Annotated in this window: 20 protein-coding genes; 4 read left to right on the forward strand and 16 right to left on the reverse strand. The window is 60.7% G+C overall.

The window, feature by feature from the left end; genetic code table 11:
• Nucleotides 1-10: 10 nt before the first annotated feature.
• The 12 genes from L861_RS11120 to L861_RS11175 all read right to left on the reverse strand — a co-directional run bounded on the left by L861_RS11120 (nt 11) and on the right by L861_RS11175 (nt 10850).
• Nucleotides 11-442, reverse strand: a complete 432-nt coding sequence (locus L861_RS11120; RefSeq protein ID WP_016416058.1) for a RidA family protein — start codon at nt 440-442, stop codon at nt 11-13.
• 16 nt (nt 443-458) lie between these two features.
• The gene (locus L861_RS11125; protein WP_016416059.1) at nt 459-1661 is read right to left on the reverse strand and encodes an MFS transporter; all 1203 of its coding nucleotides are present in this window, start codon (nt 1659-1661) and stop codon (nt 459-461) included.
• A gap of 136 nt (nt 1662-1797) precedes the next feature.
• The gene (locus L861_RS11130; RefSeq protein ID WP_201766423.1) at nt 1798-2262 is read right to left on the reverse strand and encodes an RrF2 family transcriptional regulator; all 465 of its coding nucleotides are present in this window, start codon (nt 2260-2262) and stop codon (nt 1798-1800) included.
• Nucleotides 2263-2354: 92 nt separating this feature from the next.
• Nucleotides 2355-3515 carry an aminotransferase class V-fold PLP-dependent enzyme gene (locus L861_RS11135; protein WP_016416061.1) on the reverse strand — a complete coding sequence of 387 codons (1161 nt, stop codon included), beginning with the start codon at nt 3513-3515 and terminating at the stop codon, nt 2355-2357.
• Between the two features lie 92 nt (nt 3516-3607).
• Nucleotides 3608-5905, reverse strand: a complete 2298-nt coding sequence (locus L861_RS11140) for a xanthine dehydrogenase family protein molybdopterin-binding subunit (protein ID WP_016416062.1) — start codon at nt 5903-5905, stop codon at nt 3608-3610.
• An 8-nt stretch (nt 5906-5913) separates the two neighbouring features.
• Complete coding sequence (locus tag L861_RS11145) at nt 5914-6900, reverse strand: FAD binding domain-containing protein (protein ID WP_016416063.1); 987 nt, start codon at nt 6898-6900, stop codon at nt 5914-5916.
• A 2-nt stretch (nt 6901-6902) separates the two neighbouring features.
• The gene (locus L861_RS11150; RefSeq protein ID WP_016416064.1) at nt 6903-7580 is read right to left on the reverse strand and encodes a 2Fe-2S iron-sulfur cluster-binding protein; all 678 of its coding nucleotides are present in this window, start codon (nt 7578-7580) and stop codon (nt 6903-6905) included.
• 96 nt (nt 7581-7676) lie between these two features.
• A complete protein-coding gene (locus L861_RS11155) occupies nt 7677-8561 on the reverse strand; it encodes a helix-turn-helix transcriptional regulator (RefSeq protein ID WP_016416065.1) in 885 nt (294 codons plus the stop codon).
• 65 nt (nt 8562-8626) lie between these two features.
• On the reverse strand, nt 8627-9874 hold the full coding sequence (locus tag L861_RS11160; RefSeq protein WP_016416066.1) for a type II toxin-antitoxin system HipA family toxin: 1248 nt from the start codon (nt 9872-9874) through the stop codon (nt 8627-8629).
• The gene (locus tag L861_RS11165; protein WP_021029173.1) at nt 9867-10202 is read right to left on the reverse strand and encodes a helix-turn-helix domain-containing protein; all 336 of its coding nucleotides are present in this window, start codon (nt 10200-10202) and stop codon (nt 9867-9869) included. Before L861_RS11165 ends, L861_RS11160 begins: the two co-directional genes overlap by 8 nt.
• 82 nt (nt 10203-10284) lie before the next feature.
• The gene (locus tag L861_RS11170; protein ID WP_236617146.1) at nt 10285-10647 is read right to left on the reverse strand and encodes a nucleotide pyrophosphohydrolase; all 363 of its coding nucleotides are present in this window, start codon (nt 10645-10647) and stop codon (nt 10285-10287) included.
• 11 nt (nt 10648-10658) lie between these two features.
• Nucleotides 10659-10850: a tautomerase family protein gene (locus tag L861_RS11175; RefSeq protein WP_016416069.1), complete on the reverse strand. Its 192-nt coding sequence runs from the start codon at nt 10848-10850 to the stop codon at nt 10659-10661.
• Nucleotides 10851-11285: 435 nt separating this feature from the next.
• Between L861_RS11175 and L861_RS11180 the strand changes: the two genes are divergently transcribed.
• The gene (locus L861_RS11180) at nt 11286-12095 is read left to right on the forward strand and encodes a DUF5602 domain-containing protein (RefSeq protein WP_016416071.1); all 810 of its coding nucleotides are present in this window, start codon (nt 11286-11288) and stop codon (nt 12093-12095) included.
• Between the two features lie 111 nt (nt 12096-12206).
• On the opposite strand, the gene L861_RS23625 is transcribed toward L861_RS11180, so the two are convergent.
• Both L861_RS23625 and L861_RS11190 read right to left on the reverse strand, forming a co-directional pair.
• Nucleotides 12207-13388 (reverse strand): GGDEF domain-containing protein, encoded by a 1182-nt coding sequence (locus tag L861_RS23625; RefSeq protein WP_016416072.1) that lies wholly within the window; start codon nt 13386-13388, stop codon nt 12207-12209.
• A 187-nt stretch (nt 13389-13575) separates the two neighbouring features.
• Complete coding sequence (locus L861_RS11190; protein WP_236617148.1) at nt 13576-15156, reverse strand: NAD(P)H-dependent oxidoreductase; 1581 nt, start codon at nt 15154-15156, stop codon at nt 13576-13578.
• Between the two features lie 29 nt (nt 15157-15185).
• Between L861_RS11190 and L861_RS11195 the strand changes: the two genes are divergently transcribed.
• Nucleotides 15186-15620: an SRPBCC family protein gene (locus L861_RS11195; protein WP_016416074.1), complete on the forward strand. Its 435-nt coding sequence runs from the start codon at nt 15186-15188 to the stop codon at nt 15618-15620.
• Between the two features lie 71 nt (nt 15621-15691).
• Here L861_RS11195 and L861_RS11200 read toward each other — a convergent pair whose 3' ends face one another.
• Both L861_RS11200 and L861_RS11205 read right to left on the reverse strand, forming a co-directional pair.
• Entirely contained in the window at nt 15692-18415 is a 2724-nt protein-coding gene (locus tag L861_RS11200) for an AsmA family protein (RefSeq protein ID WP_016416075.1), read from the reverse strand.
• Nucleotides 18416-18493: 78 nt separating this feature from the next.
• Complete coding sequence (locus L861_RS11205; protein WP_016416076.1) at nt 18494-19126, reverse strand: TetR/AcrR family transcriptional regulator; 633 nt, start codon at nt 19124-19126, stop codon at nt 18494-18496.
• A 237-nt stretch (nt 19127-19363) separates the two neighbouring features.
• Between L861_RS11205 and L861_RS11210 the strand changes: the two genes are divergently transcribed.
• On the forward strand, nt 19364-20470 hold the full coding sequence (locus L861_RS11210) for a class I SAM-dependent methyltransferase (protein ID WP_016416077.1): 1107 nt from the start codon (nt 19364-19366) through the stop codon (nt 20468-20470).
• Between the two features lie 258 nt (nt 20471-20728).
• Nucleotides 20729-21538, forward strand: a complete 810-nt coding sequence (locus L861_RS11215) for an ABC transporter substrate-binding protein (RefSeq protein WP_016416078.1) — start codon at nt 20729-20731, stop codon at nt 21536-21538.
• The last annotated feature ends 141 nt before the right edge of the window (nt 21539-21679 follow it).

Here is a 21679-nt window from a genome sequence, read left to right on the forward strand (position 1 = left end):
ATAAGTACCGTTACTCCGGCAGTACGGCCACCGCTTCGACTTCGAACAGCATGCCATCGAGCGCTAGCCTGGGTACGGGGATCAGGGTGCAGGTCGGCTTCATTCCCTCTCCCAGTGCGGCTCCCAGCTCTTCGCCGAAGACATGCAGTTTCTCCTCGCTGTGATCGACCACCAGCACGCTCAGCTTGACCACATCCTGTGCCCTGGCCCCAGCTACGTGTAGCGCCGTCAACAGGTTCTGAAATGCTTGTTGAACCTGAACCCGAAAGTCCGGCGACAGTTCTCCCGCCTCGTTTTCACCTCCTTGCCCAGCGATGAACACGAGGCGAGCGTTGGGGGCAATCGATGCAACATGCGAATAGCCATTCGGGGCCGGATCGTACAGACCAGCGGGATTCATTAGCGTCATTAGTGACGAGCGATCTTGAGTGTGCGTATTCATGCTTCACTCCTTGCGATTAGCGATAAAAGTGGTTGAGAAAGTGCTCTTGCTTGGCCCGCAAGAGCCAGGGCATGACAAGCATGGAAAGCGCCAGGCACCCACCCAGAGTCATCACCCCGGATGACGTCAGGACATCGACCGTGCGACCGCCTAGCAGGGAACCAAGTGCGATGGACAGATTGAAGATGGCGACGAAAAGTGCTGTAGCAGCTTCCGTGGTGTGAGGTGCCGTCTGAAGGATGTGGGTTTGCAGTGTGACGGCCAGACCACCGTAGGCGAGCCCCCACAAGGCAAGCATGACTGCCGCCCCACTCAAGGACACACCGATCAGGGGCATGCCAAGCATCGTCAGCGCCATGACGGCGACGATGGCCAGCAAGGTACGGTTCGACGAGCGTGACGCCCAGGAACCGGCTAGAAAGTTGCCCACCACCCCGCATACACCGAACAGCAACAACAGAGCTCCCATGGTGTTGCCGACATTGTTCGTCACTTGCTCCAGGAATGGACGCACGAAGGTGAAGGCGGTGAAATGCCCGGCCACGACCAGCAGTGTGGCGAGCAACGCAACGCGCACGCCCGCGATCCTGAACGGGAGGAACAAGGAGCTCAATGTGATCCTCTGATTCGCCGGTAGGGGAGGAAGGAAACACACCAGCGCCACGAACACGGTCGCGTTGAGCGCCGCGAGAGCTGCCAGTGCCACCCGCCAGGAGAACAGGTCGCCCACCAAGGTGCCAGCCGGTACCCCGACCACCGAGGCGACAGCGACGCCGCCGAAGATGATAGCCGTCGCCCGGCCGACGAATCGTTCATCGACCAGCCTCACACCCAGCCCAGCCGCAACCGCCCAGAACCCGCCGATGCACACACCCACTAGCACGCGGGCAGCCAGCAGCATCACGAAGCTGGTGGCCAACGCCGACACCACATTGGCCACCAGCAGTAACGTCATCAACAGGCAGAGAAGATGGCGGCGATTCATCGTCCCGGCCGCCATGGTGACCAAAGGGGCTGACACCGCCGCTACCGCGCCTGGCATGGTGACCGCCAAGCCCGTCATGCCGTCGCTGACGCCTAGCGAGACACTGATCGACGTCAACAGGCCGATAGGCAGAATCTCGGTAGTCACCAGCGAGAATATCCCTGTCGCGACTGCCACCACGGCGAACCAGGCGCTAGCGAATGACTTGTCTGGCGTGGATGTTGCCGTCTCCATGTTTCCTCCCTTTATATAGATATTTTTTATCCAGATTATGAATGCATGATTCCTACTGCTGAAAGCCACGATTCGTTGGCATCGGGCACCGCCCAGCTTCTACGAATCGGCAAAGATTCTAATGGAGCAACTAGACCTATGAAGCGAAGAAGTGCCGAGTGCTGTCCACTGCCTTACGAGGTGCCGACGATGCCAGATCCGCCAGACTGGTCTTGGCCAGTTCCTTGCGCCACCCCCTTTCCGCTTCGTGCATGGCAGCCGCTATCGCGCAGGGTTGAAGAAAGTCGGATGCTGGAGCACTCGACCCCATGCCGCGTTGGCGTATCTCATTGCAACGAAAAGCATAGTCGCTGCCTTCGATGGCTAGTACGACATCGAGCAGTGAGATCTCCGTGGGGGGACGAGCAAGCCTGACCCCGCCTTTCTTTCCCGCACTCGAGACCAGAATACCTCCCCTCACCAACGCTTGAAGACACTTGCTCAGGTAGGGGGGCGGCAATTCGTACTGCGCAGCCAACCTGGCCGTGGGCACGGGCGTGCCCGCCTCCAGCCATGCCAGGGTGACACAGCAATGCAATCCCCACTCGACACCTTCACTCATGCGCATCGGCGCCAACCTTAATCTAGATAAATGATATCCAGATAATAAATATCGGCAAAACGAACTGTCAACTCCCCGTTAACACAGGCCACTCAAACGAACGCTTGCAATATCGCCAACAACCGCTCGATATCTCTGGCGTCGTTGTAGACGTGCGGCGAGATGCGCAGGGAATCGCCGCGCACGCTGACGAATACCTGTTCCTCCGCCAGCCGCTTGGGAAGCGCCTCGGGAATGCCGTCACCCGGCAATCGCACACCGATTATGTGGCCGACGCGGTGATCGGCCGGTAGCAGCTCACACCCCATCGCCGTGGCTTCCTTGGCGATTTGCCCCGTGAGGCCAGTCAGCGTCGCCTGGACGCGCCCGACGCCCCAATCGAGCAGCTGCGAAAGCCCGGCGAAGGCCATCGGCGCGAGTACGAATTGCGGGTATTCCCCCATGTCGAAGCGCCGCGCCCCGGGTCGGTAGTCATCCACATAGTTGACCAGCGAGGCGAAATCCTCGGCCCCTGAACGTGCCAGCCAGGAAGCCTCCAGTGGCCGACCGGTCTCGCGCCACCGTGGGGCGGCGTAGAGATAGCCCAAGCCGTATGGGCCAAGCTGCCACTTGTAGCCGACCGAAACCAGGAAGTCCGGTTGGACGGCGGCAACGTCGATGGGGTAGGCACCTAATGACTGGCTGGCATCGACGACCAGGAAGGCGCCGACACTGCGGGCACGCTCCCCCACGCGTACGAGATCAATGAGTGCTCCATCGGTCCAGTGACAATTGGGCACGGTCACTATGGCGGTATCGTCATCGATGGCTTCCAGCACTGCCTCGGTCCATGCATCCAGCGGCTCTTTGAACACGATACGCATCTCCGCACCGCTCATCATCGCCCGCTCCCGCCAGGCGTAGTGGTTGGAGGGAAACTGCCCGTCCAGCAGCACGATGTTCTGCCCTTTCTTGAGCGGGACGTTCAACGCGGCAACAGCGATGCCATAACTCGCCGCGGGAATGAGCGCGACGCCGTCGGTATCGGCCCCCATGAGCCGTGCTGCAAGCGCTCTAAGCGCTTCCGCATCGGTAAACCAGTCCGCCGGGCTGATCTTCCAAGGTGCTTTCATGCGCTGAACGGCTTCGATACCGGCCTTGGTGACGGAATGCAGTTGTGGCGACATGTTGGCGCAGTTGAGATAGGCGACCTCTTGTGGAAGATCGAACAGGTCGCGCTGGGGAGGGAACGGCTCAGGGATATGCGGGTTCATGGAAATTGACCAGGAGAGAGATGGTGGCGGCTGACGTCGCACGAGTATTTAAGCGTAGTTCAGTCAGCCCTTCTCCTGCGTCACGAGAATCGTCAGATCGCGACCATCGGCAGCTCGGGCAACAACTTATCCAACGTGACCGGAAATTCGCGTACGCGAACGCCGGTGGCGTTGTAGACGGCATTGGCAATCGCCGCACCGGCACCGCAGACACCGAGCTCGCCAAGCCCCTTGGCGCCCAGTGGATTGGCCTTGTCGTCGTGTTCCTCGAGGAAGACCGCCTGCATGTCCTGCACGTCGCCATTGACGGGAACATGGTATTCGGCCAGGTCGTGATTGACGAAATGTCCATGGCGCGAGTCGAGAACGCTCTCCTCCATCAGCGCCGCACCAATGCCCCAGGTCATGCCGCCGAGAATCTGCGATCGAGCGGTCTTGGCGTTGAGGATGCGGCCGGCGCCGATCACGGCCAGCATGCGCCGCATACGGATTTCACCCGTGTCGCAATCGACCGCTACCTCGGCGAAATGCGCACCGTAGGAGTGCTGGGAATAGGCCGCGTAGCTCTCGGTTTCCCGGACGGATGCCACCGTGCCTTCGGCGTCGATCCCTTCGGGAGCGATCCTGCGAATGAGATCGGCCAAGTTTTCCGAACGTTCACCGACCAGGACTTCACCGCCGACGAAACTCGCCTCGGCCAGATCCATGCCATACAGCGGCGAGCTCTCGTTCGATCGCGCCGCTTCCAGGATTCGTGTCTTGAGGGCGGCGCAGGCGCGATGGATCGCAGAGCCGGTACTCGCCGCGCCCCACGAACCGCCCGAACCGGAGGTACGTGGAAAGCGGCTGTCACCGAGCTCCACCGTAACGGCCGAGAGAGGCACGCCGAGGCTTTCCGCCGCGATCTGGGTCAGGATCGTATAGGTGCCGGTGCCGATATCGGTCATGTCGAGCTGGGCTGTCACCTGCCCATCGGCATCGATGGCGACTCGCGCTGTCGTGGCACCGATGTAGTTCGGCCGGATCGCCGCCGCCATGCCGTAGCCGATCAATTGGCGCCCTTCACGGATACACCCCGGCTGGGGATTGCGCCGCTCCCAGCCGAAGCGACGTGCCCCTTCTCGCATGCAGTCGACGAGGTTGCGCGTCGAGAACGGGACACCACGCTCCGGATCCTCGCTCGGCTCATTGCGAATCCGCAGTTCGATCGGGTCGAGACCGAGGCGCTCAGCGAGTTCGTCCATGGCGCATTCGAAGGCCAGCATGCCGGGCGCCTCGCCGGGGGAACGCATCCACTCGCCGCGATTGAGGTCGACGCCGACGAGACGATGACGGGTAAGACGATTCGGCGCGGCATACAGCGAGCGGGCAAAGACCGCTGTCTGTTCGCAGAACTCCTCGAAGCGGGAGGTCGCGGAATGGACATCATGTCCCATCGCGATGAGCCGCCCGTCCGGGTCCGCGCCGAGGCGTACCTGCTGGATCATCTCCGCACGATAGCCGGCATTGGCAAACATCTGCTGCCGGGTCAGCGCGATCTTGACCGGGCGCGCCAAGACACGTGCCGCCAGCGCTGCCAGCACCGTATCGGCATGCACGATCAACTTAGAACCGAAGCCGCCGCCGATGAACGGACTCACGATTCGCACACGCTCGGGTGGCATACCCAGGGTATTGGCCAGCCCCGCCTGGTAGTTCGCCAAGGTCTGGGCGGAGGTATGGATCGTGACCTCGTCGCCGGACCACACAGCAAGCGTCGCGTGGGGTTCCATGGGATTGTGGTGTTCATAGGGTGTGCGGTAGGTCGCATCGACCTTGACCGCAGCACGGGAGAAGGCGCCCATGAAATCGCCAACGGCACTGTCGGTCTCGAAGCCGGCATTGGTGCGTATCGGCGCATAGGCATCATCGAGATGCGTGTGCAGGTCGAAAACACCCGATTCCCGTGCGTAGCGAACCTCGATCAAATCCGCCGCGGCACGCGCCGCCTCGAACGTTTCGGCGACCACGAGCGCCACCGGCTCGTCGTAGTAACGCACGCGGTCGTTGGCGAGCATGGGGCGGGCCCGCGTAAAGGCCTCCGGTACGGTGGGAGTCACCGAGGGGCCAAACGCCGTCTGGGCTGGCGCATTGCGGTGCGTCATGACGAACAACACCCCCGGCGCCCGCTCCGCCGCCGAGGTGTCGATCGCGGCGATACGCCCCCTGGCGATGGCGGCACCGCGAATATAGCCGTAAGCCGGTGTGCCACCCAGCGTCTGCTCGTAGGCATAGGTGGCACGCCCGGCGACCTTGAGCGGGCCATCGACACGGTCGATCGGTTGGCCTATCGGCCTGTCATCGCCAGTGGAAGCACGGTTCCGCGAGGGCTGAGTCATGCTGTCTGCCATGGGTTACCTCACACGAGTTCGCCAGCAGCGGCAAGCGTGTAGCGCAGCGTTCGCCTGGCCAACGGGATCTTGAAGTCGTTGCCGCCATAGCCTCGCGCCCCGGCGAGTGCAGCGTCGGCGGCTTGCGTATAGGTGCGCTCGGTCGCCGGGGCACCGGCCAGCGCCAGCTCCGCATTCACCGCCCGCCACGGCTTCGGCGCCACACCGCCCAAGGCAATCCGGGCGCTGCGGACCTGACCGTTACTCACCGCGACGATCGCCGCCACCGACACCAGCGCAAAGGCATAGGAAGCACGATCGCGCACCTTGCGGTAGATCTGTCGGCCTGCGGGCGGGGGCGGCAAGGTGACCGCCATGATCATTTCGCCGTGCTCGAGTGTCGTCTCGACATGGGGCTCGGCGCCCGGCAGGCGATGGAGTTCGGTGATCGGAATCGTGCGTGTGTCACCGGAAGGCGATAACGTCTCGACACGCGCCCCGAGTGCCGTCATGGCGACCGCCATATCGGAAGGGTGAACGGCAATGCAGGCGTCGCTGCCGCCCAGCACGGCATGCATGCGGTTGAGGCCTTCGAGCGCGGCGCAACCGGAACCGGGCTCCCGCTTGTTGCAGGGCATGTTGCGGTCGTAGAAGTAATAACAGCGCGTACGCTGCAGCAGGTTGCCGGCGGTCGAGGCCTTGTTGCGGATCTGACCGGAAGCACCGGCAAGCAGTGCCTGTGCCAGGACCGGGTAGCGCGCCCGCACCCGCGGATCGGCGGCGAGATCGCTGTTGCGCACCTGGGCGCCGATACGTAGCCCACCCTCCTCCGCTGCCTCGATCCGGTCGAGCGGCAAACGGCTGATATCGATCACATCTGTCGGCCGCTCGATGCCGAGCTTCATGAGGTCGAGCAGGTTGGTGCCGCCACTGATGAACCTGGCCTGGGGATTGACGGCCACGGCGGCCACTGCCCGCCGTACCTCCTCGGCACGCTCATAACTGAACGGTTGCATGCTCACACCTCCTCGGATGCATCGCGGATCGCCGCCACGATGTTGGGATAGGCAGCACAACGGCAGATGTTGCCGCTCATGCGCTCGCGGATTTCGTCGTCAGTCAGCGCAACCGCTTTGGAGGAAACGTCGGCACTCACATGACTCGACCAACCGGCGTCGACCTCCCCCAGCATTCCCACCGCCGAGCAGATCTGTCCCGGCGTGCAATAGCCGCACTGGAAGCCGTCGCGTGCCACGAAGGCGGCCTGCATCGGATGCAAGTCATCGCCCTTGGCAAGCCCTTCGATGGTGGTGATCTCGTCACCCTCGTGCATGATGGCCAGGGTCAAGCAGGCGTTGATCCGCCGCCCGTTCACCAGCACGGTACAGGCTCCGCATTGGCCGTGATCGCAGCCTTTTTTCGAGCCCGTCAGGTCGAGGTGATCGCGCAATGCATCGAGCAACGTCGTTCGTGGGTCGAGAGCAACGCTGAACTCGCGTGAATTGATGCGCAAAACGGTGGGAACGCTATCGACTGGGGCCGCAGTGCCCCCCACGGCAGCATCCGCAGCAGCCGACGCTACGGGCGTCTGCCCTTCCCGCAGCGGCAATCCCGTCACGAATAGGAAGCCGGCAGCCACCCCCGTCTTGAGAACGGTTCGGCGCGTCGGCCCGGTCTTGTCGTCTTGATCGGTCATCGGATCGTCCTTGGCTTACCAAAACAGCACGTGGTTCGCTTTTGGCTAGCCTAGGAGCGAATCCAACCGGGTTCTTTCAAGAAACCGGGAGAACTATCAGGATTCGGGAAAGAATTGTGAGCGGTAGGCTTTCGGTGTCATGCCCTTGAGGCGCCGGAATGCTGAAGTGAAATGGCTCTGGCTCGAGAAGCCAAGTGCCAACGCCAGGTGGCCGATTGGCGTATCGGTGGTGGCCAGTAGCGTTTCGGCACGGGCGATACGCCGTTCGATGACATGGGCATACGGTGCCCGCCCCATTGCCGCCTTGAAGCGGCGCGCGAAGGTGTCGACCGGCATATTGGCGAGAGCTGCCAGGTCGGTGAGCGAAATATCGGCATCCATATGCGCCTCAATGAACTCGTTCACGCGTTCCAGCAATCGTCGATTGAGGGGCGCATGGCGCGAGACCGGCTTCGGATTGGTATCGAATGACACCATTCGCATGGCAGCGAGCGCGACCAGATGCTCGATATAGGCGGAGTCCGGCCTGACACCGGCTGCCACTTCCGCGCACAGGGAAGACAGCAGCGTGGCAATGACCGTATCGCGGCCGTTCACCATGGTGGGCAATTGCGACAACCGCTCGCATCCGGGAATCTGCACGGCAGGGTCGATCCACAGGGCGCAATAGATGAGATCGGCCTCGCGATACGCGCCCCAGCGTTCCGCGCCGGCGGGCACGAAGGTCAGTGCCCCGGGGCGGTCCTCGCCGTCATAAACACCCGAACCCTCGGCCCGAACGTGCGTGCGAGACGTTCGCCCCTTTTCCGTCAGAACGATGACATGGCGTGGCGCCGTCCAACGCAATTCCGCCTCGCCACACCCCCAGCGCCGATGGTCGAGCGTAATGCTCGAATCCGCCCATGATCCTCTATGCAGCACCTCGGAATGCGGGTCCCGTGCGCGCACCTTGCCTTCGCCCCAAAGCGGTCGAATCGGCATTGGAGAACCTCCCTGTCACCTCGGCTGAGTGGGTAAGCGTAGTTCAGCCCCTCAGACCCTATCGCTCACAAACAGTTTGCCCTAGCCAAGTCCTCATGCTCGAAGGCACTTGCCATTCGATGGATTTCAGCCTCTCTAGCCCCTGTTTTCCGTGCCACAGCCCGCCATGTTGCCGTAACCTCGGCCACCTCCCGAATAATCTCCCTAGCGCGGCGAAGTCCCAAACCGAAGTATTCTGCCGCACTCTCCACCAGTTCCAATGAACAAGTAGCATCATCCAGATCGATACTCGTCGTGAGAATGCGGGCCTTGAGATCCGCTGGCGTTGGGTTCAGATCATAAGCAGGAGACAATGTCCAACCGCCATCCCCATGCCACAGGAAACCATGGTTGCGCAGATGATCATCAACATTGGAAATCAGAACATTGAAAACCATGCGCCGGTATAACTGCTCGGCATCTCGCTTGGCTTGGGCGCCGTGGCGCGTCAGGGAATCGACAATTTCAGGGTAGCTACCACGCTCGCCATCCTTTAACCCCATCATCGACATGGCAGACAGGAAAGGGATACGAATCGTGTCTTCCCGGTCGAAACGCCGTGACAACAACACTGGCTTGTCGGCTACGTGGATCAACTCATGATGAGGTGTCTCGATCCCAGCCCTCTTGGCTAGACGCAGCGCCACTTCCTCCCAAGTTTCAATGCTGTACTCGTCGGTTTCCTTCGGAAACTTGGCGATGGACAAGTGGCCATGTTGGTCGATGACAGAGGCTTTGGGCCTAGCGCCACCCAAAGAAGACCCCGGCGCGAAGATCAACAGCATGTCCTCGTCGGTTTCTTCATCCCGCAGAACACGTTCGGTGATCTGCAATAGCCTACCAAGCGCCATTAGAGGAGGAACCCCTTCCTGGACAGGTGCCTGGAAGGTCGTTTCCCCCACCCAGCGGAAACGTAAGGCACCAAGGCGAGTCTCGTCAGACACACCAAGCAAATAATCCAGCTCAGACAAGGAGCGAACATGGCGACCTTCCCGTCCAGCTGCTCGACGCTCGGCACGCTGCATGAGGCGACGCCCCCAAGTATCCGGTGCCGAATCTCCTATCGAACCGAAAATGTCTTGTCCCGCCAAAGGAGGGAAGGGCCCTTGAGTCAAGACCAACGCCGGCTCGATGGAAAATCTGTATTCGTCGGTCAGCCAAGTATCGTCGTACTCAAAAGTGACTGTTTCCGCACGCCGCGAGGCATGGCGTCGCAGGAGTCCTACAAGTCGAACCTGTCCATCCAGATCGATATGGACTTCTACATCACCCATCAGAACGCTTCCTGGTAGAGCGACGCGGCCTCACGCGCTCCGGCAACTCGGAGGACGCGAGCTGCTGGCCTATGGTGTCATTGGCAATATCGGCCATTTTCCCTAATCCATCGAGCAAGCCAAGAGCCTGCAATACTGCGGCATAGATACCCATACTGACTGCCGGATCACCCTTTTCGACACGTTGTAGGGTGGAACGAGAGGTAAACGCCCGCTCGGCAACCACCGCCATGGTGAGTTGCCGGCGCCTGCGTGCATCGTGAATGTCAGCTCCCAACTTGCGTAGTACACGCCTTACAGCGGCAGGAGGTGTATGAGGAGTCGGCATAATGTTATCTTCGTGAATCGTTAGACAATTTAAAGTAGCACAAAGATAACATTATATCCCATCTCAGTTTCTCCCTTGCGACTTACGGAAGGTACTTCCGGCGGCTTCCGCGTACCCGTTCCGCCGGGTAGCGCCGCTCGTTCTTGTCGATCTTGTCCTCGACCGCCTGCAACAGATCGACACCGAGCTTTTCGCTGAGCATCAGCAGGTAGATCTGCACGTCGGCGATCTCTTCACGAATATCATCGAGGTCCGTGCCCGAGAGCCCTTGGGATTCCTGCTCGGTTAGCCATTGGAAATGCTCCGTCAGCTCCCCTACTTCACCGGTAAGGGCCATCACCAGATTCTTGGGCGAGTGGAACTGCCCCCAGTCACGAGCACGAGCGAAGCCCTGCAGACGCTCCCGGATTAGTGCCAGGCGATCGGACGAGTTGGGTGCTTCCACGCTGACCTCCGTCATTTGTCCGTCTTGTCGCAGCCCATGACACCGCCCTTGGCCCAGCCCTCGCCATCGATCTCACTGAAGAACACCTGCACCGCCTCTTCCTTAGTTCCGTAAACCTCGACGAAGGCCTCGGTAATGCGTCGCGCCAGTTCCCGCTTCTGCTCCAGCGGGCGGGGAAACTGCTGAATGGTGACGATGGGCATGATCTTTCACTCTCCCTGAACTTAGTAGCAAAGGGTCCGCTGACGCAGACCTGGTTCACACTCGACTGGAACCACATTCTGCCACGGCTCCAATAGTACCTATCCTTCTCATCACACTTCACTCGATTCCACCAAGGCGCGCAATCCTTCGTTGCGAACCTCTAGTACTTCGAACAAGCCCAACGCCTGAAGCGCGGGAAGGGCAGCCATGATCTCCTGCTCGGCGAGGGTTCGCGTCTCGGAAAAGTAAACTGGGAGCTATAATGAATTGACCAAGCCGGACGCCTCCGACGGCGGCCCACAGGCCTCTTTCCCCACGCGTTTCTTCCCCCGTACCGAGACGGTCATGGCAGGTGGCATGTTGTACCCATTGTTAACGCGCTGCCGCACCGTCAGCGCATGGCGGTGCGGCGTCTTATCAAGAGGATTGCAGCCATGCAATGTTTTGGTATTGGCGGTTTCCGCCCTCTGGGCCTGGCGACAACGCTGCTGCTGGCACTGACCACGAGTTCCATGCAGGCATCGGAGGGGGTCATCTTGAACGGTGAGCCGGTCGCCGTCGGCAACGGCCTGGCTCGAGTAGTCGTTACGCAAGACTCAAGCGGGATACCGATCTCCATCGCCGTTGCCCTGACGGGAGGCGCTCTGGAAGGTCTACCGGCGCCACAACCCGACCAGCAAGTATGGTTATACCTCTTGCCTCTACCGGAGGGTGTCTCACCGACGGGGTACGACCATGTTCTCCTGGACTGGAACCCCGCCGGGCATATACCTGACGGCGTCTATTCGGTCCCCCACTTCGACATGCACTTCTATCTCATCAGCGATGCCGAACGGCAGGCCGTCACCTTCCTGGGACCTGACCGGGAACAACAGCTCGCGCCCCCGGATGCCTCGCTGGTACCGGCGGGTTACATAGTACCTCCCGAGTCGGCAGTCGAGAGCATGGGTGTCCATGGCATCGACCTCGCCGGCCACGAGTTCCATGGCCAGCCGTTCACACACGCCTTCATCTATGGCTATCATGCCGGGCGGCTCATTTTCCTGGAGCCGATGGTCTCGCTGGACTTCCTGCGTTCGCGGCCCGATGTCACCATGCCGGTGAATACGCCTGCCAGATACAGCCTGTCCGGCTACTATCCGACCCAATACCGCGTTGGGTTCGACCCCTTGAGCGATGAATACCGGATCGAACTCCTCGGGCTGCGTCACTTCAACGCCGAACCGCGAACCGCTCAGCATTAGCGGCGATACCGGGTTGGAAAATGAGAGGGACACGACCGTCCACTGCTCGCCCAGCGTCCCAGTCCAGAAGGTAGGAACTATTGGATGTTTCGCCAACGTTGAGAGAGAAATTCATCCCACGGCATGAACCCAGTGCGCGCGGCCGGATTCCTTCGCCTGGTAGAGCGCTTCGTCCGCCCGGCTGTAGACATAGTTCGCGGAGATGACATTGCTCCCGCTCTCCAACAGGTTGAGCCCTGCGGAAACGGTGATGAAATCGTGCGGCCCCGCAGGTGCCGGCTCGCCCAGCGCCTCAACGGCAGCCAGTAACTGGTCGGCCATGACAGCAGCCTGCTCCTCATCGTCGGTTCGGAACACCACGCCGAATTCCTCGCCACCGAGCCGGAACACGATGTCCTCACGCCGGCTGAATACTGCCTGGGCGGCTTCGGCAATACGCTTGAGAAGGGCGTCACCCTTGGGATGGCCGAAGTGGTCGTTGTAGGCCTTGAAGCGATCGATATCGAACAGCAAGAACGCGAGTTTACGCCCATTGCGATCGCGTCGTGACAGCTCTCGCTCGAGCACCTCAATGAAGGTGCGGCGGTTATACAACGCGGTGAGCGGATCATGGCAAGCCAGGTCCGAGAGTTGCACACTCACGGCGCGCAGTCGTGCCATCACCCGCTTGCGATGATAGACATACAACGCCATCACGGCAGCCTGGAAGCACATTCCGAAACTGACCGTCAGCGCACCATCGATTGCCATGGCCCGATCATGCAACTCCGGGCCATATCCAGAGAAGATGGCCACGTTGATGCCAACGATCATCAATAGTGTCCCTATGCTACCTCGGCGCACATCATCGAGCAGCAGGAAGACCATGGCGGGGTAGATGAGCGGAAACGTCATCGCTAACGGATTGTTGGACCGGATGACGACCAACGCCAGCAGAAAAACAAACAGCGACGCATTCGCGATATGTGCAACCACTGTCACTGGGGCACCCAGGCGCAAACTGACAAGTATACCGACAGCGACCACAACACCAGTCGCATCGATTACTATGCGTCCGATGGAGCTTTCCACCATTCCCAGTAGATTGAGAGAAAGGAACAGCCCCCAAAAGACAAAAGCCGCAGCTTCCAGCAGATTCAGCAGGGTGATCCGCAGATAATCTGGCTGATCCTCGGTGGTGCGCCCGCCAGAGGTCAGAAAGTCGCGCGATAGCCGCTGCCAGAACCCGGCATGCGATATTGCCGTACCAGGCTCTTCAGTGATGCCCGCTTTTGTGGTCAGCGCCCCCTTCATACCCACAGCTCCGCGTCCAAAGATTGGGCACGGTGGTCGGGGGCAGCCCGTGCAGCTTCCATCCCCCTTTTTGTCGTTATCAGCAGCCGTCTCCATGACTCGCTGTTACAATTTAAGCCACAAAAGTAACATTTTGCAACAATTAGCCCGCCGATACCATCCCCTGCCGGCGATAGCCGCCTACTTTTCACCCTGCCAATTGAAACAGTGGAACGAGCCCGAACCACAGCACATAGCCAAGCGAAGCAGCCATCAGGCCGTCGATTCGCCCGGGTGGGTGGTCTAACCGAATGTGCCGGTACAGCAGCCACGATAGCAAGGCACCATGTGGAATGACTGCGAGGGCAATGCCACCAAAGGCGCCGGCCGCCAGCCCCATGGACTGCCAGGCCACGGCGACAACGGCAGAAAGCAGCGTGAAGACCAGCGCAACCCACAGGGCACCCGTCCGCCCCAGGCGCACGGCCAGGGTGCGCTTGGCGGCCATGGCATCGGCCTCTAGATCCGGGATACCGGAAAGGGTGATGGAAGGGAGGATCGCCAGCAGCAGCGGCAAGCTCAACAACCACGGCAGTGGATCGTTCCAGATACCACCCAGAAACACATAGCCACACAGCAATACGCCAATGCTGTGCGTGACCGCGACGTCCAGCTCGCCCAGGCTACGATAGCTGAGCATTAGCGGTGGGGCTGTATAGCCGATGGCCAGGATTGCCAGCATCCCCAATACGGCGATCACAGTAGCCGGGGCAGACGATGCCACGCTCAGTAGCCACACCGAGCTGGCCAGGAAGCCCAGCAACGCGGCAACGATCCCAGCCTTGACCTCACGCAGGCTCAGCAGCCCCTCCACGAGTACCCGTGATCCCCCTGTGAAGGTACTGAAGAAACGGTTGTGGCGATCGGTACGCAGATCGACCACTTCGTTGATCAGCACGGTAGCGACTTCCAGCAGGAACAGGCAAAGATAACCGATCCAGAACACGGGATTGCCAAATACCCCGCTGCTCGGGGAAGCAGCAAGGCCGCCGGTCGCATAGGCTATCCAGGTCATGGGGTAGAACTGCAGCCGCAGGCCGCGGAGCCAGGCCCCGGCCTTGTGCTTCAGCCGCTCCACGGGGGTGATCCGGCCCTGTTCCAGCCGCCTCCCCTGCCGGTTGGCACGGGCCAGCCAGGCCTGCCGCTGTCGCGCGGTGGCATCCTTGACCGAACCGAAAGCCAGCGCGCGCACCGGGTGAATGCCGCAGAATCCCAAGGTCGCCCGCGCCATCGCATTACGGCCCGGTTCGCGATAGAGCAGCCGGTAAATCAGCGGTGGTGTATCCATGGTGGTGATGAGTTGCGCCGACCGACCGTTCAGCAGCCCCTGATAACCGATACCACCCTCACAGGTCCTGAAGGCAAACTCCGGCGTCATGATGCGGTCCAAGAATCCCTTGAGAAGCGCGGGAACCGTTCCCCACCAAGTGGGATAGACGAATACCAGATGATCCGCCCAGAGGATGCTCTCCCGCGCCATGCGCAGGTCTTCCTCAAGGGGCTGTTGGTTGGGCGATGGGGTCTGCACAGACGGATCAAAGTCCAGTGTCGAAAGGTCCAAACGGCGCAGTTGCACGCCTGCCGCGCGGGCACCCTCGCAAAAGGCATCCGCCAATGCACCACACAAGCTATCGATGCGCGGATGCCCGAGGATGACCAACACCTTCATCGGCTGCCGAGTCGATTCCACATCGCCGGCCAAAGAGTCGTTCTTCCTGAACGTTGTCATCGAGTCTGCTTTCGGGAGTTGAGAAGTCCATGCCTGTCGTCGAACATGAGGCCGAGATCGCGGCCAGCCCACAAGAGGTATTTGCCCTCATCGACCGGGTGGAAACGTTCGCCGACTACAGCGATGCCATAGACACCATAGTTCGCCTCGACGACAGCCGCTACCGCTGGCGGGTCCGCGTGGCCGGGGTGCCCTTGAGCTTTGATGTGGAGATCACCGAGTTCACGCCCTCCGAGCGATTCGCCTGGCGCTCCGTCACCGGTGTACCGAATCACGGCAGCTACCGCCTGACACCGATCGAAGGTGGCACCCACATTCACCTGACACTGGAATACAGCCTCAATAATCACCCAATGGAGAAGGCCGTCCACCAGGCCGCGAAGCCCCTGCTGCGCAAACTGAGTCGGGATATCATCGACAAGGTGGAGGCGCAGTTGAAAGCGCAGCGAACCGGGCCACCCTAGCATCGCGGTAACAGCACAACGCTGGACGGAAGTGGGCCAAGGAAGCCAGCATGAAAGTAAAGAAAGGGCGATCAATCATCCTTGAACTCCCTCATGGCCCGTTCACACCCCATGCCGACATTTTCGCCCCCACCCGGGTCGACCCAGGGCAGGATCGCCGTGGGCGGTGCGACCAAGGCACCGACCAGAGAGGCCAAACCACGTGCCACCAGCTCACTGGTGACTACATTCACTCGCGGGTTGCGCATCGACCCATCCAGTTCCACGGGAGAATTGCCAGTGAACAGGGTCACGTTCTTGTTATGCCCCTCGAAAACCAGCTGCAGCCTCTCGGTATCCAAGTCGATCGCGCCACCGCCAGTGAAGTTCGCAATCTCGGTCGCCATGAAGAACCGCTCCAAGTCGGCCAAGCCGGTTTCGGCAACGAGGCGGACATAGCTGCATTCCAATGCCACCTGTTCCTCGCCGGTGAGGGCCGCGACCAAGGCATTGGCCACGTTCAAGGGCAGCAGCTCCGCCGCGATGATGTCCAGCCAGCCTTGGGACATGGCCAATTCCAGCGTGCCGTTGAGCCCTGCCATGACCTCATCCATCGAGCGGCCGCGGTAATCGAAATCGCCACGTCCGCCGACGACCCCAAGGGTATCCCTGGCCACCTGGGGCAAGTTGGCCTCACGCAACAGAGCCTTGAGGTTCACCCGCTCGAGTGCCAACTGTAGATTGCCCTCCAGGGCTTCCTGACGTGCATCGATAACCCATGAGCCGCTGACTTGGCCACCGCCAAGCCCCACCTGCAACGGCTTTATGGTCATCACACCCTGCTGTAGCTCCAGCTCAAGGGAGACATCGTTGAAGGGCACATGCTTGGCTTGGACGTTCTTCGCACGGTAGTCGAGCACGATGTCGGTACCACGCAGCCCCTTCACATCCCAGCGGCGGTCGGGAAAAAGCCGTTGGCGGCGCCTGTCCTGTTCGGCCCATTGCTCCTGTTCGGGAGACGCCGTCTCTCCCCCTCCGGTTTCCGGTGCGATACCCAGCATCGGCAACAGATCTGCGGCATCGAGCGTGTCCGAAGTCAACGTGGCCCACAGCTGTGGTCGCTCGTCCAGGCGCAAGCGTGCGTCGCCAGCCACATCGCTGTCACCGAAGCCACCCTGCATGCCATTCAGATGCAGCATGTCGTCACTGAATCGTAGGTGGCTGCGAACCTGATAGGGAGGTACCTCGGGCAAGTTGATGCCAGTCAGATCGGAGATATCCGACAGGGTGGGACCTTCGATCTGGAAATCGCCTTCCACCGAAGCGAGCTCGAGTGGTTGAACGATGCTGCCGTCCAGTTGCAGCTGGGTGTCGCCGGTGCTCAGTTCACCGGATATCGGATAGGGCTCGTCACTGGTCAGATCGAGCAGAGGGCCCACCACCAAATCGAACGAAAATGGCGTTTCCTGATAAGTGCCATCGCCGACCATATGGACCCCAGGTTTGTCCACACCTTGGATCTCACGGGAATTGGCACGCAAGGAAAGCGCCACCCCCCACCGCGGCCCCTGATAGTCGAACGCGGTGTCGTCGAACACCAGCCCACCATCGACCACCTGCGTGTTGAGCCGACCATTGAGCATGCCCAACTCCCCGAGGCCCAACGGCGCAAGTGCCGCAGTCAGATCGACCCGGTCGAACTGTGCCTCCACGTCGGCGACCAATCGCTGCTCCTGCACCTCGATCCAGCCCTGGACGGTCAACCCACCTTGCTGTCCATCGGCACGTTCCTGAAGGGCATGCAGACGCTCCACGCTGACGCGACCATTCTCGAGCTGTCCCTTGACGGCTAGATCGTGCAGGGTCTGATCGGCATAGCTCAGGCGGGCAATGGAAAGGTCCACTTGCCCCTCGAACGCTTTCAGCCCCTCGAGAGTCTCAGCCCAGCGCTGGTCCCAGGCCGCCCTGAGAGTCGAGGCGTTCTCCGCTTCGTCACCGCTCCCGCTTCGTATGGTGGCTTCGTCCTTCGTTCGATCGCCCTCGGTCTCGTCCAGCACTCCCCAGCGGTTCAGGTCCAGTGCATCGGCTTCCAGTCGCGCTTCGATGTAAGGCACATCTCGGCCGAGATCCGCCGCCAGCGAACCGTTCAGACGGCTACCACCGATCTCTCCTTCCAGCTCTTCGAGAGCGACATGATTCTCTGCTCGCTGATAGTGCGCCAATGCTTGGAATGCCAGGGGATCATCTTGCAAGCGCCCCTCGCCGCGCACGTCAAGACGTAGCTCATCGCTCGTGTCGCCCGGGGTTTCGAAAGCGACGTCGATCTCGATATCCTGCGCGGCGTCGTGGTAGGTCAACTGGCCCTGCTCGACGGCAAACGCCTTGGGCCAGACGGGCTGTCCACCCTTACCCGGTTCAGGTGTCTTTGTACGACTCTGGCGAGGCCAGTTGAAGGTGCCGTCCTCTCGTCGTGCCAGATGAAGCACTAGCCGCTCGACGCGCACGAGCTCCAACTCCACCTCGCCCCTGATCAATCGCCCAACGTCCAAGTCAATGGCCAACGCATCCAGACGTGCCATATCCTCGTTGCGGGCCCATGACGCATTGGCGACACGCACGTCATTCAGCCGCACTGCCAGCGGCCAGCCCCAGCCGATCTCCAGATCGCCTATCCCGACCTCGCGACCACCCACTTGCTGACTGGCCTGTTCTTCCAGCCAGTCACGCATCCAGGGAGATTCCAGGAGCAGAGCCGCCACCACCACCAACAGCAGCACGCCCCCAAGTGCCACGCCCACTAGCCTAACCACTTTCATCCCATCCTATCCCCACGGGGGAACCAGTCCTTTAACCATGGACAGGGATACGGTGTCAGTCCAATGTCGCACACCGGCTTAATGCACCGCCAGAGGCGCCGGTTCGAACAGCAGCCTGATATAGTCGCGCAGCAGCATGATTTGCGTGGGAAGAATATCCGGATCGCCAGTGGCCCGCCCCAAAACCAGCCCACCTTCGATGACGGTGGACACCATGTCGGCAAGGGCATCGAGATCGACCGGTTCCTGCATTGCGGTATGGTCGACGATTTCTTCCAGAAGCGTGCGAAAGCGGGTACGCCAATGGAAAACGATATGCTGATTCAGCTCACGCACGCCGCGGTCGAACAGGCGTTCCTGATAGCAATAGGTCGCGACGAGGCATCCCGGATGCCCGCCCGGCAGGTCCGCCATGGTTTCCGCCAGCAACTTCAGGCCAACCAGAAACCCGTTCAGGGGATCGGCGGCAAGCTCCCGGCCACGAGCGAAGACCTCGTCGAGCAGCACATCGTCGCGTTCCATGTATCGCTGCAGCAATGCACGCGCCAGCTCGTTCTTGTCGCGGAAATGGTAGAAGAAACCGCTTTTGGTAATTCCGGCTTCGGCGATGACCTCCTCGATCGAGGTGGCACCAAACCCCTTGGCCAGCACCGCTGCCTCCGTGATGGCCAGGATCCGCTCGCGGGTCGCTTCGCCCCTGCCCATTGCCATGACTACCCCCGTACCTACCGAGCCCACTGTACCGAAGGTACAGTTCGCCGGAACCAAGTCTTGCCGGAACCTTCGTGTCGGTGAGAAACCTCTTCGTATGTGCTTGATTGTAGTTGAAGCAAACCCTCTCGCGAGAACCAGACCACGAGTTCACTAGCCGGCAATCGGGCAGACGGCCATGCTTATTCCCAGTCCCGGTGCAAGCCCACCGGTGGATAGAAAAAAGGGGGAACCACCATGTCTGCAGTAACCGATGCGGCCCATAGCGTGACCGCCTTCGACGACAAGCGAGCCGAAGCTTTTGCCGAGCGACTCGTCGACATCCTTAACTCAGGGGCACTCACCCTGATGACCTCGATCGGCCATCGTACCGGCCTGTTCGACTCACTGGCCGCGATGGGCCCGGCCACGAGCCAGGAAATTGCGGATAGCGCGGGCCTTAACGAACGCTATGTGCGCGAATGGCTAGGCGCGATGACAGTGGGAAACATCGTCGAGCATGACTCTGCGACCGGCACCTATTACTTGCCACCGGAGCATGCAGCCTGCCTTAGCCGTAGCTCGCCAACGGACAACGTGGCGGTGTTCGCGCAGTACATTCCGTTGCTGGGAGCGGTAGAGGACGACATCGTGCACTGTTTCCGGCACGGTGGCGGAGTGCCTTACGAGCGCTTCGGTCGCTTCCACGAGATCATGGCCGAGGACAGTGGCCAGTCGGTGATACCGGCACTGGAAGAACATATCCTGCCGCTGGTGCCAGGACTCAAGCAACGCCTCGAGCAGGGCATCCGCGTACTGGACGCCGGCTGCGGACGGGGAAAGGCCATCAACAAGTTGGCAGCGCTATATCCCAACAGCCACTTCACCGGTTACGACATTTCCGAAGAGGCGATTGCCCTCGCCCGCAAGGAGGCCCACGAGCTCGGCAACACCAACGTGGCCTTCGAGATCCGTGATCTCACCGACTTCGACAGTAACGCGGAGCCAGCGGCGTTCGACTTCATCACCACCTTCGACGCCGTTCACGACCAAGCCGCCCCCGCCGCCCTGCTGCGCGGCATTCGCCGCGCCCTGGCCGACGACGGCATCTACCTGGCCCAGGACATCAAGGGCTCGAGTCACCATCACGAGGACTGTGACCACCCGATCGGCCCTCTGCTCTACACCCTCTCGTGCATGCACTGCATGACGGTGTCGCTGGCGAGTGGCGGCGAAGGGCTCGGCGCGATGTGGGGAAGGGAGAAAGCCCTGGAATACTTCCAGACAGCAGGGTTCGGCGATATCGAGGTTCACGAACTCGACCACGACTTCCAGAACTATTGGTATGTGTGCCGACCCCGGTGACCTTTAGCGTTAGACCACCATCACGAACAAAGCCTGCCGATCCGGCAGGCTTTGTTTTGGGTGCATCGGAATATGGAGGAAAGGATAGGGTCTGCCAACAAACAAGCGCACCGCCTAGCGCTTGCGAGAACAAGTATCATTTTATCGATATTCGATAAATTTTAATGCTTGACGATAAAACTGCCCTTACCTAGTCTCAATGTTGGCAGCCTCGCTGTGTATGGCCCCAACAATCCCAACAACTATCAGGTGACATCCATGATGCTTCCGACTTTTTTTCGCCGAACCACGAAACATCGCACCCTGCCGATATTCAAGCATGGCCTCGCCGCCGGGCTACTAGGTTTGGTGCTGGCATTGACCGGCACCTCAACGGCCATGGCCGCGGAAACGCTCAAGGCAGGAGGAACGCCCAGCGGCATTCCCTTCACTTTCCTGGATATCCAGAACAACGAAATCACTGGCGCGATGGTCGACCTGATCCATGCCCTTGGCGATGACATGGGCTACGACGTCCAGGTGCAGGAATCACAGTTCAACGCCCTGATCCCCTCTCTCACCTCCGGTAAGATCGACATCATATCCGCAGCCATGTTGAAGACCCCCGAACGCGCCGAAGTGGTGTCATTCAGCGACAATGTCTTCCCGTATGGGGAAGGCGTGGTCATTCGGGACGACTACGAGGGGAACATCAACACCCTCGAGGACTTGTCAGGTGAAGTGATTGGCGCCCAGGTCGGCACCACCTATGTCGAGCAGCTCAATGCCAAGGGTATCTTTCCGGAAGTCCGCAACTACGACACCCTGGCTGACATGATGCGCGATATCTCGCTAGGCCGGATCATTGCCGGCGTGGGCGATGCCCCCATCATCAACTATCAACTCAGCCAGGGGAAATTCCCCGACCTCAAACTCGCCGAGAACTACCAGCAGGAAATGGTCGGTCATATCGGTCTTGCCGTCGCGCAGGACAACACCGAACTGCTAGAGCGGGTCAACACCTCATTGGCCAAGCTCAAGGGCGACGGCACGGTGGACGCCATCTTCTCGAAGTGGGGTCTGCAGTAATACCGCACCAGGCACCGGCCTATCGTGCCGGTGCCATCGTCACGGACATCACCAAAGTAATCGTCTGGCTGAGGCATCTCCCCAGAGACATGCCGGGGATTCGTGCACGTTGTGTCGCGCCCCCTGACAATAACAAGGACC

Source organism: Litchfieldella anticariensis FP35 = DSM 16096 (assembly GCF_000409775.1).
Classification (GTDB): domain Bacteria; phylum Pseudomonadota; class Gammaproteobacteria; order Pseudomonadales; family Halomonadaceae; genus Litchfieldella; species Litchfieldella anticariensis.

What these genes read in the sequence shown, in the direction of transcription:
- L861_RS11165 (WP_021029173.1), bottom strand. Translation starts at nt 10,202, where the DNA reads ATGCCGACTCCTCATACACCTCCTGCCGCTGTAAGGCGTGTACTACGC.
- L861_RS11195 (WP_016416074.1), top strand. Translation starts at nt 15,186, where the DNA reads ATGCCTGTCGTCGAACATGAGGCCGAGATCGCGGCCAGCCCACAAGAG.
- L861_RS11180 (WP_016416071.1), top strand. Translation starts at nt 11,286, where the DNA reads ATGCAATGTTTTGGTATTGGCGGTTTCCGCCCTCTGGGCCTGGCGACA.
- L861_RS11155 (WP_016416065.1), bottom strand. Translation starts at nt 8,561, where the DNA reads ATGCCGATTCGACCGCTTTGGGGCGAAGGCAAGGTGCGCGCACGGGAC.
- L861_RS11175 (WP_016416069.1), bottom strand. Translation starts at nt 10,850, where the DNA reads ATGCCCATCGTCACCATTCAGCAGTTTCCCCGCCCGCTGGAGCAGAAG.
- L861_RS11200 (WP_016416075.1), bottom strand. Translation starts at nt 18,415, where the DNA reads ATGAAAGTGGTTAGGCTAGTGGGCGTGGCACTTGGGGGCGTGCTGCTG.
- L861_RS11145 (WP_016416063.1), bottom strand. Translation starts at nt 6,900, where the DNA reads ATGCAACCGTTCAGTTATGAGCGTGCCGAGGAGGTACGGCGGGCAGTG.
- L861_RS11150 (WP_016416064.1), bottom strand. Translation starts at nt 7,580, where the DNA reads ATGACCGATCAAGACGACAAGACCGGGCCGACGCGCCGAACCGTTCTC.
- L861_RS23625 (WP_016416072.1), bottom strand. Translation starts at nt 13,388, where the DNA reads ATGAAGGGGGCGCTGACCACAAAAGCGGGCATCACTGAAGAGCCTGGT.
- L861_RS11190 (WP_236617148.1), bottom strand. Translation starts at nt 15,156, where the DNA reads ATGACAACGTTCAGGAAGAACGACTCTTTGGCCGGCGATGTGGAATCG.
- L861_RS11125 (WP_016416059.1), bottom strand. Translation starts at nt 1,661, where the DNA reads ATGGAGACGGCAACATCCACGCCAGACAAGTCATTCGCTAGCGCCTGG.
- L861_RS11210 (WP_016416077.1), top strand. Translation starts at nt 19,364, where the DNA reads ATGTCTGCAGTAACCGATGCGGCCCATAGCGTGACCGCCTTCGACGAC.
- L861_RS11215 (WP_016416078.1), top strand. Translation starts at nt 20,729, where the DNA reads ATGATGCTTCCGACTTTTTTTCGCCGAACCACGAAACATCGCACCCTG.
- L861_RS11160 (WP_016416066.1), bottom strand. Translation starts at nt 9,874, where the DNA reads ATGGGTGATGTAGAAGTCCATATCGATCTGGATGGACAGGTTCGACTT.
- L861_RS11205 (WP_016416076.1), bottom strand. Translation starts at nt 19,126, where the DNA reads ATGGCAATGGGCAGGGGCGAAGCGACCCGCGAGCGGATCCTGGCCATC.
- L861_RS11130 (WP_201766423.1), bottom strand. Translation starts at nt 2,262, where the DNA reads ATGAGTGAAGGTGTCGAGTGGGGATTGCATTGCTGTGTCACCCTGGCA.
- L861_RS11135 (WP_016416061.1), bottom strand. Translation starts at nt 3,515, where the DNA reads ATGAACCCGCATATCCCTGAGCCGTTCCCTCCCCAGCGCGACCTGTTC.
- L861_RS11120 (WP_016416058.1), bottom strand. Translation starts at nt 442, where the DNA reads ATGAATACGCACACTCAAGATCGCTCGTCACTAATGACGCTAATGAAT.
- L861_RS11140 (WP_016416062.1), bottom strand. Translation starts at nt 5,905, where the DNA reads ATGGCAGACAGCATGACTCAGCCCTCGCGGAACCGTGCTTCCACTGGC.